General features: G+C 56.7%; 9 protein-coding genes. 4 read left to right on the top strand and 5 right to left on the bottom strand.

The genetic code is table 11. The features are described from left to right. The first annotated feature begins 11 nt into the window (after positions 1-11). The 3 genes from E4S58_RS15740 (at position 12) to E4S58_RS15750 (ending at position 4,637) form a co-directional block, all read left to right on the top strand. Complete coding sequence (locus E4S58_RS15740; RefSeq protein WP_136637399.1) at positions 12-665, top strand: hypothetical protein; 654 nt, start codon at positions 12-14, stop codon at positions 663-665. 82 nt (positions 666-747) lie between these two features. After that, positions 748-2,247 (top strand): ATPase domain-containing protein, encoded by a 1,500-nt coding sequence (locus tag E4S58_RS15745; protein ID WP_136637400.1) that lies wholly within the window; start codon positions 748-750, stop codon positions 2,245-2,247. Continuing rightward, positions 2,244-4,637, top strand: coding sequence for a hybrid sensor histidine kinase/response regulator (locus E4S58_RS15750; RefSeq protein ID WP_136637401.1), 2,394 nt, complete (start codon positions 2,244-2,246; stop codon positions 4,635-4,637). Before E4S58_RS15745 ends, E4S58_RS15750 begins: the two co-directional genes overlap by 4 nt. Before the next feature lie 79 nt (positions 4,638-4,716). On the opposite strand, the gene E4S58_RS15755 is transcribed toward E4S58_RS15750, so the two are convergent. The 3 genes from E4S58_RS15755 to E4S58_RS15765 all read right to left on the bottom strand — a co-directional run bounded on the left by E4S58_RS15755 (position 4,717) and on the right by E4S58_RS15765 (position 7,580). Then, the gene (locus E4S58_RS15755; protein ID WP_136637402.1) at positions 4,717-5,130 is read right to left on the bottom strand and encodes a hypothetical protein; all 414 of its coding nucleotides are present in this window, start codon (positions 5,128-5,130) and stop codon (positions 4,717-4,719) included. Positions 5,131-5,468: 338 nt separating this feature from the next. Next, positions 5,469-6,890 carry a hypothetical protein gene (locus tag E4S58_RS15760; RefSeq protein WP_136637403.1) on the bottom strand — a complete coding sequence of 474 codons (1,422 nt, stop codon included), beginning with the start codon at positions 6,888-6,890 and terminating at the stop codon, positions 5,469-5,471. A 135-nt stretch (positions 6,891-7,025) separates the two neighbouring features. Next, positions 7,026-7,580, bottom strand: a complete 555-nt coding sequence (locus E4S58_RS15765) for a hypothetical protein (protein ID WP_136637404.1) — start codon at positions 7,578-7,580, stop codon at positions 7,026-7,028. A 915-nt stretch (positions 7,581-8,495) separates the two neighbouring features. Here E4S58_RS15765 and E4S58_RS15775 point away from each other — a divergent pair. Further along, the gene (locus E4S58_RS15775; RefSeq protein WP_136637406.1) at positions 8,496-8,897 is read left to right on the top strand and encodes a hypothetical protein; all 402 of its coding nucleotides are present in this window, start codon (positions 8,496-8,498) and stop codon (positions 8,895-8,897) included. Between the two features lie 215 nt (positions 8,898-9,112). Here E4S58_RS15775 and E4S58_RS15780 read toward each other — a convergent pair whose 3' ends face one another. Beyond that, positions 9,113-10,621, bottom strand: a complete 1,509-nt coding sequence (locus tag E4S58_RS15780; RefSeq protein WP_136637407.1) for a hypothetical protein — start codon at positions 10,619-10,621, stop codon at positions 9,113-9,115. Next, the gene (locus E4S58_RS15785) at positions 10,618-12,522 is read right to left on the bottom strand and encodes a hypothetical protein (protein ID WP_136637408.1); all 1,905 of its coding nucleotides are present in this window, start codon (positions 12,520-12,522) and stop codon (positions 10,618-10,620) included. Before E4S58_RS15785 ends, E4S58_RS15780 begins: the two co-directional genes overlap by 4 nt. Between the last annotated feature and the right edge of the window lie 7 nt (positions 12,523-12,529).

Genomic DNA, 12,529 nt, shown 5'->3' on the forward strand with positions numbered 1-12,529 from the left:
GGACGTTGGTCATGCTTGAGTTCATCCGCCAGAACTCTGAGCTTGTGCAGATCGGGGCCAGCCTGACGACGACGGTCGTCTGGCTGGTCTACCTGCACGTTCTTCTCAAGGGTTTCCGCGATCAACGCAGGTCGAGCCTATTGATCAACCGCGGGGGCGGCGAGGATTTGCATGCGCGCTGCCTGATTTCAAACATGGGGGCTCAACCGGCCTACCTTCTGGACGTTCTGGCTGGCATCGAAACGAAAGATGGCCCCGGTGTCGCAAGCGTCGTGGATCGGCAAGAGCTTCGTCGTGAGGAACTTGAACGGCCAACCGAGATGACAGGCCAGGGGCCTCTGCCAAGTGGCGGCTACGTCGATATCGGTTCGTTCCGGGATATCCTGGACCGGGCCGGGTATGACCTGTCGAATGGACGGTCTCCGCAGGCCACACTGAAACTGGTTTCGGTCGCCGCGACGAACCAAGCGTCGCAGATCGTGGCTGCCGTGAGAGAGTTTGACGTCTGGGAGGACGGAGCGACGATCACAGTCCGTTCCCGGACTCTTGAGGCGAGACAGGTCCGGTCCCGATCCGCACGGCGCAGAGTTCGCAGCGTGCTGGAAAAGCTTCAGTGCGGCAAATATGGTTCGGCCCAGATCGCTACGGATTTGCAGCACGTGTGACAAAGTCAGACAGAGCGGGAACTAAACCGTCTCGGGGCTGTTTCTGTTACGAGAAGCCTCGCAGAAACGGTTGGAATATGGCATGACGATTTACGAAGACTCTCGGGCAACGACTGGCATCACTGGCTTGGATGCCGTGCTGCGCGGGGGTCTTACACCCAATCGACTGTATCTTGTTGAAGGGACGCCCGGTGCTGGCAAGACCACGCTTGCCCTCCAGTTCCTGATGGCGGGTATCCGGTCTGATCTCTCGGGACTTTACGTAACGCTGTCGGAAACCAGCGATGAATTGCTGGCTGTTGCCGCGTCCCATGGCTGGTCGCTTGACGGTCTGGACATCTTCGAAATGGCTGACGAGGCCGATTTTGCTTTGGATCAGGACCAATCGCTTCTGCACTCAAGCGATGTCGAACTGGGCGAAACTGTGCGAGGAATTCTAAATCGCGTCGAGGAGACGGACCCGCGTCTGGTCATTCTCGACAGCCTCTCAGAGCTCAGGTTGCTGTCGCAAAGCCCGTTGCGCTATCGTCGGCAAATCATGGCACTCAAGCATCATTTTGCCAAACGCAACTGCACGGTGTTGATGCTTGATGATCGAACGGCCGATCCGGGCGATCTCCAACTGCACTCCTTGGCTCATGGCGTCATCAGCCTTGAACAACTGGCCAGTGAGTTCGGGGCCGAACGCCGCAGATTGCGGATCGTGAAGATGCGCGGGATGAAATACTACGGCGGCTATCACGACTTCACAATCGAACGCGGCGGCTTGCAGGTATATCCTCGGCTTGTGGCCGCAGACCACGAAACCGCCTTTTCCAGCACACCCATTTCGACCGGATTGAACGGGTTGGACGCGCTCTTGGGCGACGGATTGGTCCCGGGCACCAATGCACTGCTTTCGGGGCCGGCGGGGGTTGGCAAGACCACAACAGCCGTAAGATGTATGCTGTCCGCACTGGAACGTGGCGAAAAGGCCGCGTATTTCCTGTTCGACGAAAGGCTCGGCACGTTGGTGCAGCGCTGCAAAGCGTTGGATATGGACCTGACACCCTATGTCGAAAATGGTCAGCTTATCATCCGACAAATCGACCCGGCGGAGCTGACACCCGGCCAGTTCGCCGGTGAAGTGCGGGCAAGTGTTGAGGAGCACCACGCGACGGTTGTCGGCATCGACAGTCTGAACGCCTATCTGCACGCGATGCCGAGTGACACCTACTTGATGCTTCAGATGCACGAGCTGCTGAGCTATCTCGCACAGCGTGGCGTCGTATCACTTCTGATCGTCGGGCATCATGGGATCACCGGCGATCTCAGGTCAGACATCGATATCAGCTACCTTGCGGACACGGTGATGTTGCTGAGGTTCTTCGAGGCAGAAGGTCACCTTCGGAAATCCATCGCCGTCATCAAGACCCGCACGTCGGATCACGAACGGTCCATCCGGGAATTCCGCATCGACAAGAACGGCGTGACCATCGGAGAGCCGATCACCAATTTCAGCGGCATCCTGTCCGGCAGCCCGGTTTACGGGCGCCCCAAGGACGATCTGATGAACCTCAGGCCAGACGAGGGTCGCTCGTGAACCTCGCGGTGTCGAGCGGTCTGCAACAGGACGTGCAAACGCACGGCCCTGAAATCGCGATCTACGCGCCGCACGGGCGGGACGCTCAGGTCGCCGCGCGACTATTCGCGGAACAGGGCATAGGGTCTTTCATTGCCAGGGATCTCGACAGCCTGTTGTCGTCAATGACGACAGACCTCGGCGCGGTCTTGCTGACCGAAGAGACGTTGAACAGTCATAATACCGAAAGCCTACACGACGCTTTGGCCGGGCAACCTGCATGGTCCGACTTGCCCTTCATCGTGCTGGCTATCGGAAGCGAACAATCGCGGTCAGACACCGCGCGCAAGCGGATCGATGCCTTGGGCAACGTCGTTCTTTTGACCCGTCCCATGCATGCGGAAGAGCTGCTCCGCGCGGTCAAGTCGGCCCTCAAGGCCCGGCGTCGCCAGTTCGAAGCGCGTGACCGCATGGAAGAGCTGTTGATGCGGGAAAAGCAGCTGCGCGAGAGCGAAGCGAAATTCCATACGATTGCAAACTCCGTGGACCAGATGATCTGGTCGACACTGCCAGACGGGTTTCACGACTATTACAACGACCGCTGGTATGAATACACAGGGGTTCCCGAAGGCTCGACGGATGGTGAGGCCTGGAACGGGATGTTCCACCCCGAAGATCAGGACCGTGCATGGTCGGTGTGGCGCCACTCTCTTGCCACCGGCGAACCTTACGAGATCGAATACCGTTTGCGCCACAGGTCAGGTGACTATCGTTGGGTGCTTGGCCGGGCAAAGGCGGTCCGCGACGAAACGGGCAAAATCATCCGGTGGTATGGATCCTGCACGGATATCCACGATGATATCATGGCCCGGGAAGCCGCGGTTCACGACCTGACGCGCCAACGGGATCAGGCTTGGAACCTCAGTCTGGACTTGATGGCGGTCACCTCGCGATCGGGCTCGATGGAGCTTTTGAACCAATCGTGGAGCACCTTGCTGGGGTGGGACGTCGAGGACCTGCGCGGTCGGCGCTTTGCCCGGCTTGTGCATCCAGATGATCTGTCCACTGCGAAGTCCGCGTTTCGTCATGTCATGTCCACCCCCGTCGCCAATCCGGTCGAGTTCCGCCTCAGACACAGTGACGGCAGTTACAGGTGGTTTGCCTGGACCGCCTCGGGCCACGAGGATCGCATCTTTGCAACCGGCCGCGATGTGACAGAGAGACGTGAAAAGGATGCAGCGCTCGCCACCGCCCAGGAAGCGCTCAGGCAGAGCCAGAAGCTGGATATGATCGGCCAACTGACCGGCGGCGTGGCGCACGATTTCAACAATCTGCTCGCGGCCATTCGGTCCAGCCTGGAGCTTGCGCGTCGCAGGCTGTCCGCTGATTCAGATGTCGCCCGCTATCTCAACAACGCCATTGCCGCTGCTGATCGCGGTGCGGGATTGACCCAACGCATGTTGGCTTTCGCCCGGAAACAGGAACTCCACTTTGATGCGGTCGAAGTCCAGCGTTTGCTTCCAGACCTGAAAGATTTGCTCCAGCGGTCGTTAGGTCCACAAGTCGATCTGGTTTTCGACATCCCTGATGACCTGCCAAGTGTTCTTGTCGATGCCAACCAGCTCGAGATGGCAATTCTCAACCTTTCCGTAAATGGTCGTGACGCTATGGAGGGTTCAGGGCGCCTCTCTTTTTCCGCTCGGCAGGTCTCGGATGCAGGGGGGGCCGATCTGAAGGCGGGAAACTATGTCGTGGTGTCGGTTACGGACACGGGGTGCGGCATGGACGCCGAAACACTTGAGCGTGCATTTGAGCCATTTTTCACGACCAAGGGCGTCGGCAAGGGCACCGGGTTAGGTCTGTCGATGGTCCATGGCCTGGCGGCGCAGTCCGGCGGCGTGTTCCGAATGGACAGTGTGGTCGGGCGTGGCACCACGGCTTTTCTCTACCTTCCGATCGTCGAAAGCGTGCCAAGTGTAGATCAGGAATGCGACCACCCTGTATCATCGAACCAGACAAAGACAGATAGGAAACTCACGATATTGGCTGTCGACGATGACCTTCTGGTGTCCATGGGCACTGTCGGAATGCTCGAAGACATGGGCCACGAAGTTTTGGAGGCAAGCTCCGGGGCACAAGCGTTGGATATCTTTGCGAGTCGGCCGGATATCGACATGGTCATAACGGATCAAGCAATGCCAAAGATGACAGGCCTCGAATTGGCGAAAGCGCTGCATCAATCCAATCCAGGCATGCCAGTTATTCTGGCGACCGGATACGCGGACCTACCGGAGGGTGCATCTGGAGATATCACGGCGAAACTCGATAAGCCGTTTTCGGAAGCCAACCTAAAGTCCGTAATCTCTTCAGTTGTGGAGAATGTCGCGCCGGACCGTGCCACGCAGTCGTAGGCAGTTTGTGACTGCTACCGGAAGTGAAAGCGCCCCTTTTAGCGCGTTCATTGAGAAAGACTACCCGTCGGACAGAGTGTCAGAACGCGTCATCGAAAGGGAGCGCGGCGATTTCTTCATCGGTCGGACGAGGGCGACTGTAATCGCGTGCCGGAGCGTATTTGCCGTGCATCGCATCATAGACCCGTCGGATGCTGCTTAGCTGTTGGTGCGCTGACATTTCGTGCCGATATGCTGGACAAGTGTCGTAAACATCGCCGCCCGTCGGAGCGACGGTGTAACCCAGCGCCTGGAGCGCTTCTGTTGCTTCTTCGCGAAGCATGCGTCTCGTGGCCTGATCTTCACAGCCGACTACGACATGAGAGAGGACACCCGGTTCAGCGCTGTAGTTTCGGTCAACACAAATACCGAAGGCCTTGTCTACGTGTCGGCTAATGAGCCAAACGAAAACATCCCGCAGGTCGAGAGAGAGTTCGTATCGTCTATCGGCCATGTCGGGTTCGATCTTTCCCGATGTTTATTTTACTTTCCAACGAAACCGCCCCTTCATCGAACGTCGTCGGGGCAAAATGCTCGATATTGAGCACAACGCCATCGCCAAGAACTGTTCCGAACTTTGGGAGCTGCGACGTATTTTAGTATCAATATAGCAAGTGATTGAGGTCACGGATACGTCTCCGTTCGAGCTTACCGGAGTTGAACGCGTCCGCCGCGGGTCAGAACGGATGGTGGCATGTGGCACCGGTATCAAGAAGTTCGCGGGTCATTTGCAAGTAGGAGAGCACGTCGAAACTCTTGGACCCAAGTAGTGCGCGATGACGGCTGGGGAGACTACCGTTGTCCATGAGTAACTAAGGGCATCAGCCCGGAGAGCGGAGATGGTTCCGTGGGCAAAAGCACAGCTGGCATGAAAGCTATGTTTTGGAACACGCCGTTCTGCCGAAGAATCTCGAAACGTTGAACGTTCGTCAGAAGCGTCTTCGCCAGGTCCGCTCTGCCATATATTGAAATGTCGTTTGGGCGGCGTAAGCTTCGCTCGACAGCTTGGAGCCATTCAGAGGTCAGTTCGGAGGGCTCGAGGTCCGTCGCGTATTTCAAAATCGTAGGTATCGGGTTCCCGGCCGAAGGGATCCCGGCATCGCGAGCGCTGGCGTAAAGCTCGCTCCACTTCGGCGTCCACGCCAGCGAGACGTAGTGTTTGGCTGCCCGAACCGCCTGCCGGTAGCGAGCCTGCTGATTTTTCGACAGACTTGCATCAGAGAATAACTCCAGATCGTAATCGAAGACCTGATCGATGGTCTCTGCCGGGCTGCCTCCATTTTCCATATGTAGGCGGTGCAGGGTGTTACACGCGACGGTAAGCGCACGACGCGTGCTCTCACTGTAACCGATACGACCGGCCAGATCTTTCAACTCCCTCAGTATTTTTGTAGGTAGCCGGACGGTGCGCTGAGGGTCGGACGCATGGAACGTGTTGCTGTAGGAAGTGAGGTAATCGGAAAGCTGCGGCAGGACGGCGGCTCTTTCCATCACCATCCCCGCCTCGCGAATAGCGACCTTGCGGGATTTCTTTGCCCAAGCCAATCGCGACGATATGAAAGCTCGGTCAATGTCATCAGGGGCCTTCTTGTTATAGATCGCCAAATTTTCCAACACGGCTATCCTGTCGAGATCCGAGCCAGAAAACCCCTCGCTAAGGAGGGCATTTTTGAAAGAGGCCCACGCCGCAGCGAATGGGTTAGCCACGGGCGTTTCTCTCACTTCTCCTTTGCGCTGCCTGAGCCGTTGAAGACCGCTGGGTTCTTTCGGCAGCAACTTGGCGGGAAAGTCTTGGAGTTCGAACAGGGCATCTATTGCGAACGCGCCTGACCGGAACCGTGACCGCTCGGATTTTGTCAGTCGCCTCTCTGTTTCGGTGAACCACTGCGGCGTCAAGTCAGACGGCTTCAATCCTTCTTTGCGAGCTTGATTTGAGACGGCGAGCGTTCTCGATGCCAGTTTTTCCATCCCACGATCTGCTAACTCGGCTCGGATCTTCGACCAAGGTATTGAAGCCGCATCGAAGGCCGTATTTCGACGCGATGGATCGGACGAAATTGTCTTCAAAAGGTTCAGGACGTAAATGTGAAAGGCTCTTTTTTTAGGCTTTTCCATGCCCAAAATAGAGGGGTCGAGGTCAATAAGCTGTTCCACCACCTGCTCAGAGAGCAATTCTTCCAGAGTTGGATCAGCGTGGATATCTACCAGAAGCATTAACACTGAGGCCCGATAGACCGCCGGGAGTGCGCTTTTGACTTTGGGTCCGGAAAGGGCATGCAGGCGTTCGAGCTTCGGCGGGAGGGGGGCGTGTGTGGTGTGATCCGAAGGCCGGGGCAGGGGGCCGATGAGCTAGCGGGGCAGGAGACCAGTGGCTTGAGCTAATTCGGAGTTCTGGAGGCGGTCGAGCACGCCGAGGGCCGAACGGTAAGTAGCTCTGTTCAAGCCAGTCAGGGACTTCTCGAGCTCAACCGCCAAATCTCGGTTCAGTTCCGCAGGCTCAACCTGGTCTCCGAGCACGCGCCGTAACTCATAAAAGGGGTTTGCCGCCCATGAGCCGATCTCAAGGCGTGCCAGTCGTTGAAGCCCATGAATTGCGTCTGCATCGACGCGGGTTCTGGTTGCCAGCAATTGAAGATCGAGAATTCGTTGGCGGAAAGCCAGGTATCGTGGACGTTCCCTCCCGAAGATCTCTTGAGCACGCTCAGGTATCTCGTCGAAGGGCAGTTCTATCGACAAGGAAGTTCCGGAGTATCGGAGCATCAACAGCGGTGTTTCTTCGATCTTGGCGAGGAGAGTTAGGGCCGTAGCCAATGCAAATGGTGAGGCGGCACGGGTGAGTTCTTTCCTTGGGTCTGGACGAGACAATTCGTCGAAGAGCCTTCCGCAGTCCATTACGTCAGACATACAAACCACCTCGGCCAGACCGCTTTTGGGACGGTGCAGACTGCCTCAGTCCCAGGGCGTTTTCGGTAAACTCGCCGCGAGGGCGGCCGGGGTTCGTGCTGTGTTTGATCTCTGTCATACAGAGCATATTGGCCGTTTGCGCGCAGAGCAAAATCGGAGGCGCAACCGTGTCGCGGTCACCCACAAACCAACCAGCCCCCCCTCGGGGATTCTCTTGATTCTGGGATTCTCTTTATTCAGGGGGTCGTTTTTTCTTTTTATTTCAGTATCCTGAGTGGGGGTTGGTCGCACTGGGCCGGGGGCATGTCGCAAATTACTTTGCTCAGGTCGCAAAATCTCTGACAAAGGTCGCACGTCGCCTTGCTCAGGTCGCAATGCGTCTGGCGCAGGACGCGGAATACCTGCGGCAAATCTCACGCTAATGTGATTGTCGGAGGTCCGGCACGAGCACTTTTTCAAGCCCGTAGCCCGGGTGCTGGACAGCAAACCGACCAGCTCGAGCCCGTCGGCAGATATCAGGTGCGCGCGGCGTGCGAGTTCATCACGTTCAGATCCGCTCGCCTATTGCCACGAGGGTGCCAGGCCCTCAGTGGGGCATACTGTCTGGAAGCAAGCCGAGCACATCGCAGATCAATTCTGTCGGTTCGTCTGAGAGAGCCCGCGCCCAGTAATAAAATTCGACGACGTCCAACCTACGTTCTGCCAGCTCAACTTTCGCCACAAATGACGGTGGCCTGCCCAATTGCTCCGCCAGCGCCGCTTGAGAGAGGCCGGCAGACTTCCGAGCGCTTACCAAGGCTGCGATGACGTCCCGATATTGTTTTGTGTGTAATGTGCCCGCCACTGCCGCATCTTTCCGCTGGACAGGCTCTCTTACGTGAGTTACTCGACACTCCCAAAATGGGAGTGGCCGTGGTGACGGAAGAAACGTTTTGGTTGGACACACGCTGGTTGAATCCGGGCTGGCAAGAGGCGTTTCGAGCACGTCTCTCAGGCTGGTTGCCGATAGGCTGGGTGCAGGAGGGCGTTCGCCTTGGTGTGATTGAATACGATGCCGAAAGGAGGATGATCGAGGTGACCACCTATGGGCGCGAGATCACTGACCTCGACTTGAGCTTGATCAGTGAAGATACCATCAAGGCGCTTGCAGCTACGGTCGCGATCCGCGGCGGAGATGATGCATGGTTCAACTCTGACTTGGGTCAGCCAGGGGGCTGGCTGCCAGTGGCACGCACGTTTCCAATCGAATTTAGGGCAAGGTTTGAAGAGTGCTTTCAGTTGGCGCGTTCAGAACTCACTGAGCAACCGGTCAAATGACGTTGCCAAGATCGCGAGGAAGCGCCCGTTCCCTGTTGTCAATTGTCTCCGGGAGTATTCAGAAATGATGATTGTGCAGGGTTATCCGGTCCCGCAGCCGACCAAAAATAATGAAGAAAAACCCGTCGAGGAGGAAAAGAAAGAAGAAAAGACAGAAACCCTACAACACGGGTAACCTGTCTGAACATCCAATTACCGTCGCCCGCAGGTTGTGGTTAGCTATTCCAGTTGAAGTCGGCTCGGTAGCGCTCGCGCATACCATTTACCCGGCGGTCCCGCCGTGCCCTCATCGCTTCGGCGTCAAGCTGTGCAACTTCTTCCGCGATGTAGTGAAGTCTGACGATATCGGTGCCTGACGTCGTCGGTGAGTGATGAGCAGCATGTTTTGCCAGCTCGATACCCACTGGGCCATGGTGGCGTATGGCGTCTGAGTAATGCATAACGCGCAGCGTCGTAAAACTATTGCCAGTGAGCGCCTTGAAAACCCTGGGGATGTAGCTCGCAGCGGCGGGCCTCTCATCAACGAGACAGAACAGTTGCCGTCTTTCCTGTATGGCCTGTTCTCTCAGGTGTGGCAGGAGGACCGGCGTCGAGTCTTGGAGAAGAATTGCATCGATGAACCGTCCGCATTCGGGGTGAAGCGGAAGAACCAGAAGTTCGGGTCGAGAAGTATGTGTTTTCTGGATCTTTGTCCTGATGACCCAGTGGTTGTTCTCCCAGAACAGAGTAGTGCCGAAGGCAAGCTGAGCGGACGCATTCCGGAGCGGGGCGTTGGCGTATATGGCCAGAATGGCAGCGGCGTTCCGCATCTGGTGCCGTTTGCCAGGGGATAGTTCCGCATCGACGCCGATAAGAAGCCGTTCAGCTTGGTCAAGAATACGGTCAGTCGTGTTCCCGGTCCTTGCCAGCTTAAAGAATTTCAGGGCCCTCTGTGCGCGCTCACGAGCCTCGAATTCTCTGATGTAACAACGCAGGTGCGAGATTATACTCTCATCTTCGCCGTGATAACGTGCGAAAAGGTATAGTCCGTCCACCGACGCCCGGATGGATGACCAGCGAAGTCCATGTGGTTTCAGAGAGCACCGCGAGATGAGATCCTTCACGTATCTATCGATGCCAATGGGTGAAAGGACAGGCTGGAAGTCATTGTGCCGGATCGACCACATACACTGGCACAGCTTTTCGCGCATGCGCAGCACCATACTCCGGGCCGGGACCTTGACCTCGGCCCCTCCTCCCGGAAGCCCACGAGCCGCACGGCGAATGGTTTCCTGATAATCCAGAGGCAACTCGTCGGGTTGAATCGAAACATGACGTAGGATCGGCGGTCGTTTCGGTGGTCGGGCAATCGGATCCCAACTTAACATTTCGTATGACGGACGCATGACGGTGTTTTTGGGCAGGGCGAGCACCGGGGACTGGTTTGCCCCGGGAGACTTCTTAGCCAGTTTCTGGCGCGCATCCGCAATCTGTCGCAAGAACGATGGGTCAAAGAGTGAAAAGGTGTCCTCGAGCAAATCGAGGGTAAGCTGAACATCTGCTCTGCCATCGCCCTTCAGCCACATGACTAAGTCGTCGGCTGACGGGGCGCTGAAACCGTGTTCCAGTAGATAGTCAAAGAACCCGTCCGTCGCGAGAATTGAAGCCTCGCCAACAGTTGCGAAACCGGGACGCATTGCCAGAGCTTTCCAGACTGGCTTTGCCAGGATGCTGTGAACATTCATTCCGAGGCACCCCGAATTTCTCTCGACCATTGGGAACGGTTGGCCCTACGGCGATAACGCGTTTCTTGGAAATCAAGAGCACGCTTCTCGGCATCTATGAATGCGTAGTTTCTCCGCAGAACACGCTCGGTATCTCCGGTGATTGTCTCGAGTTGCGGGAAACAACTCGGATCCTCATTGATCTCGATGGAGCACAACCCATGCCGGAAGTTATGGCTGGTGAGGGGAAGGCCGATTCCATCCGAACACTCCGCGAGCCAACTATCAAACGTCTGGAAAACCAATTCCTCTCCGATCACTTCAATGGCGGGAAACAGGAGAGAAGACTCGGTCGATCCGCCGAACAGTGGTCGTATGCACGCCAGGTAGAATGAAAGTATATTGAAAGCGTCGCGACGGTGATGAGCTTCCGAAATCGGGAAGGGTGGCATGTGCTGCCCGCGAGCGGTCATGGCTTTACCGTTTTTGAGGAGCTCGTTTGGGATGTGAATGACGAAATGGGGATTCACCGGGTCAGATCGATGATCGAAGAAAGTTTGCGGATGACCGTCCATGTTCAGATCGCGCAGGATGTTGGATTTCCGAAATGGAGCGACGTCAATCGCAATTGCTGCGAAGGCCGCGCAGGTTCCGAACATACGGGCTTGCCGAAGGAGGCGCTTCGCGATGCGAACCTCCTCGGTTGACAGAGTTAAAGATGCCGGATCTTTCACAAACGCTCCAAGGTCAATTTTTTCGAGCGCGGCCATTTCAAGTGCTGCCTGTGCTTTGGCGGCATACTGGAGGTGCTGGGTCTCGAATATTTCGGTCTTGACCTCATTTTGGATGAGGTTTCTGCACCATGCTTTCGTTTTGGGAGACATCTGCTCGCTTGCCTTGGCTCCTTCGATCAGGACCGGCAGGCGAGATATTAGCTTGGCGAGTTTCTCCGCCTCCTCGGTCAAGCCACGACGCTTGACGGTCAGCTTTAGCGCCGACGCATATTCGTAGAGGCTTCTCGGCTCCAGGCCGCTGGAGTTCTTTGATCTCTCGCAGAGGGTCACCAGAACTTTCTCGATGACGTCCAATTCGAACAGCGGAGTAAGTCCGTTGGACATCTTCAGGTCGCGGTATTCACCGGCGGTCCTAACGTAGGTTCTCAAGGCAGCTCTATAGATCCCGGTGTTGCCGGACGAATGGCGTTTTGCCGTCGCTTCCCTGGCCTCGTCTGTAAGAGCGGTGTCGTCATACTCGACGGTCGCATTGGTCACCCAGTTATTTACCTCCTCGAAAAGGAACTCGGGAATAGCCTCTTCGTTTCGGAAAACGCCTGTCAGGGATCCGATCTCATCGTGCGGGAGCATGGCGCGGCATGTAGGAAACTGCCGAAGCAAATCGATGAAGCTGGCCCCCCGCTTGGCTTGTGCCCATTCGTCTGAGGTCGAACACTCCTCACGAAGTTGGATGACACGGTCTCGCGTCAGATCGGTGATGTCCCAGCCGCGCAAACGGGCAAGATCGCATAGTTTGGGATAGCCACGGGTCTGATCTTCTCTGATGAAGTTCGCGTCAATGAGGTCCGGCAGGACGGCCTTGAGGCGGGCGAAGCCGTCCTTTCTTTCGCGGCGTGCCTGCCGAGCTTGCAGGTCGCCATGATAGAACTCGATCATCCGCCTCCCATCGGCCTGATACTGCCGATATGTCGATGGCAAAATGCCCCATGCTGCAACACGGGCATTCAGGCGGGCATTTTGCTTCGAGTATTTGGGGGCAAGGTCGAGATATTCTCTCAGGGCGCCCGCGAGGACTCGTAGGTGGTGATCCTTGTAACCACGCTTTCTCAACATACGCTCGAGATGGCTGGCGTATTGACGGACCGTAGGGTCTTCGTGACCCAGACCGTAGTCTATGATGTCGCGCATCGACGGC

Origin of the sequence: Pseudooceanicola onchidii (assembly GCF_004959925.1) — a bacterium.
Lineage (GTDB): Bacteria > Pseudomonadota > Alphaproteobacteria > Rhodobacterales > Rhodobacteraceae > Pseudooceanicola > Pseudooceanicola onchidii.

Coding starts and splice junctions, on each gene's coding strand:
- E4S58_RS15745 (WP_136637400.1), top strand. CDS start 748: ATGACGATTTACGAAGACTCTCGGGCAACGACTGGCATCACTGGCTTG.
- E4S58_RS15740 (WP_136637399.1), top strand. CDS start 12: ATGCTTGAGTTCATCCGCCAGAACTCTGAGCTTGTGCAGATCGGGGCC.
- E4S58_RS15780 (WP_136637407.1), bottom strand. CDS start 10,621: ATGAATGTTCACAGCATCCTGGCAAAGCCAGTCTGGAAAGCTCTGGCA.
- E4S58_RS15755 (WP_136637402.1), bottom strand. CDS start 5,130: ATGGCCGATAGACGATACGAACTCTCTCTCGACCTGCGGGATGTTTTC.
- E4S58_RS15785 (WP_136637408.1), bottom strand. CDS start 12,522: ATGCGCGACATCATAGACTACGGTCTGGGTCACGAAGACCCTACGGTC.
- E4S58_RS15760 (WP_136637403.1), bottom strand. CDS start 6,890: ATGCTTCTGGTAGATATCCACGCTGATCCAACTCTGGAAGAATTGCTC.
- E4S58_RS15765 (WP_136637404.1), bottom strand. CDS start 7,580: ATGTCTGACGTAATGGACTGCGGAAGGCTCTTCGACGAATTGTCTCGT.